The sequence below is a fragment of the Acinetobacter sp. CIP 64.7 genome (genome assembly GCF_000369745.1).
Lineage (GTDB): Bacteria > Pseudomonadota > Gammaproteobacteria > Pseudomonadales > Moraxellaceae > Acinetobacter > Acinetobacter fasciculus.
Window position 1 is genome coordinate 642,515 of sequence record NZ_KB850178.1, and the last position, 2,109, is coordinate 644,623.

A 2,109-nucleotide genomic window follows, 5' to 3' on the forward strand; every position below is an offset into this window, starting at 1 on the left:
AATGATTTCTTCTTGGTCTACGTGTCATAAAATACTCCATATATTGATGTTTATAACATCATTTGGGGAGCAAAATATCACTTATAAGTGTTGTTCAAATTTCCTGATCCACCTCTCTTTATCTAATTTTAATGCTCCATCCAATAATTCTGCTTTTAATGGTCCTTTAAAATCAATACGACCTACTGTCCCTGTCCCTTTTAGTACAACTTCTTTCATTCTTGTTCCTGACACTATCGTAGCAGGAATAGTAAAAGGTGCTGTTGTAGAATTTAACTGGAAAGCATAATTGCTAGATGTGTAATGTAAATCCAGAGGTAATGGTTGACCTAATATAGTGCCTTTTACCGTGCCCTCAATATTCATTCCAGTTGCAGCATAATCCATGACACGAGGAGCGGTTGTTGCAACTCCTGATGAAGATTTTGTTTTCATATAACCACTGAAACTGTTAATACCATTTGGTGTAGCACTATTTTCTGTCCCCATTGTCAATAGACCTGAAATCTTTTCCGCACTTAAACGGAAACCTAAAACTTCACGTGTAGATGCCTGATTTGGATTTTTTATGGCAAATTGTACAAATGGATTAGTAATCAGAGCTGAAGTCGCGGCACGATCCGCGCCATTCGTAGGATTACCACTTAAGGCAATATGATCAATATCAATATCACAGCCGGTTGCACCATTAACACCGCCACACCCGAGTTGTAGCTTTTTTATATTGGTATTAATTTCCATCTCGGCTTCCAGGCCTAATTTATAAAATGAGATATTACTCTGGTCATAAGTAGCTCCTAGATTATCCATCTGGTTAAATCCAGACTGAACCTCCATTGACAATAAAGCCTGCCCATTGACTTCTGAGAGCTCTTGGTCTTCCAATGAGGTTAATGCAGATACCTGACCACTTAGGCCCATCATAGCTACCACTAGACTTTTTAATATTATTTTTTTCATTTTTCTCATCCTGATTTTTAACGTGGTGTGATTCCCATCGTGCTACGAATGGTTCCACGAGTCAGTGCAATACTTGCCATGTTTTGCATATTGCCATTGGTCGCCATGGCAAAATTGGTCTTAAATGGTGTTGCAATATTATTTTCATAATTGAGTTTGACCTGATTATCCAAAGTCACTGTATCTGCACTGACACGAACTTTTGCTTTGACACCCAAATGACCTTCCATCCGGTTAAAGTTAATTGACGAAGTTTTTAATACCCCGGCTGAATCAATATCTTCATTGGCGATACTAAAATAGCTTCCCAGATTATCTTTGTTGGCATTTTCTTCTGCGGTAAGGGGTCTAAACTCAAAGTTTGCATTAAATGACAGGAAGTTGGTATCTGGTGAACTGCTAGTTGGGTCTACACCAGGAATAATCAGAAGTTCACCATTTCCATCAAGTTTAAAAGCAATATTAGTCAGGACATCATCACGTTTAGAAAAATTATCGTGAGGCACATAGCCCCCGCATTTAGTGATCGATGCATTGGTACAATTATATTTAGATCCTGGTAATTGACCAATCGCAAGCTCAGCTTTGGCTCCAATCAGCAGCTTATCAGCAGCTTATCAGCGCGAATATAAATACCTTCATCTTTATAACTAATAATTCCTTCTGACTTGATCAAAGCATCGATATTCCTAAAACCAGCATAATAGTTAACAGCCTCACCATGCTCACCATTTTTACCATCAATCAATATAATCGAGGTTGTGCTTGGTAAACCGGTTTTCTTGTCAATTCCATAGCCTTCTGTAGATGCCATAATGTTATAAGCAATTGCTTGCTTATTGTCTGTTCCATAAGTCGTTCCAGACAACGCAACATTGGCATTTAAATTATAAATAGGAATACCGATTCCCCATGAACCACCATCGCCACCAATTTCTGTCAAAGAGTTATCTGATAGGCTTTGTTGCACAAAGATTTGAAATGCAAAGCGCCCCTAATTGAGCCAAATTTAAGGCGTAACTTGGGTAAGTGGTCGACCTAATTCCGTAAATCTGTTGAGGACTGCTACACGTGCATGAATTTCATTCACCTGACTAGGAAAGCTTCTTGCCATTAATTTATCGCCTAATAATTTGATGCAATGCATCT

General features: G+C 38.5%; 2 protein-coding genes and 2 pseudogenes. All 4 read right to left on the reverse strand.

Annotated features, from left to right (window positions below):
- Positions 1–114: 114 nt before the first annotated feature.
- Positions 115–960: pseudogene (locus F890_RS05355) on the reverse strand (hypothetical protein); the annotation flags it as partial.
- Between the two features lie 17 nt (positions 961–977).
- A complete protein-coding gene (locus F890_RS19030) occupies positions 978–1,466 on the reverse strand; it encodes a hypothetical protein (RefSeq protein WP_005265945.1) in 489 nt (162 codons plus the stop codon).
- A gap of 89 nt (positions 1,467–1,555) precedes the next feature.
- Complete coding sequence (locus F890_RS19035; protein ID WP_228127348.1) at positions 1,556–1,903, reverse strand: hypothetical protein; 348 nt, start codon at positions 1,901–1,903, stop codon at positions 1,556–1,558.
- Positions 1,904–1,969: 66 nt separating this feature from the next.
- Positions 1,970–2,109 (reverse strand): annotated as a pseudogene (locus tag F890_RS18530) (IS5/IS1182 family transposase); the annotation flags it as partial.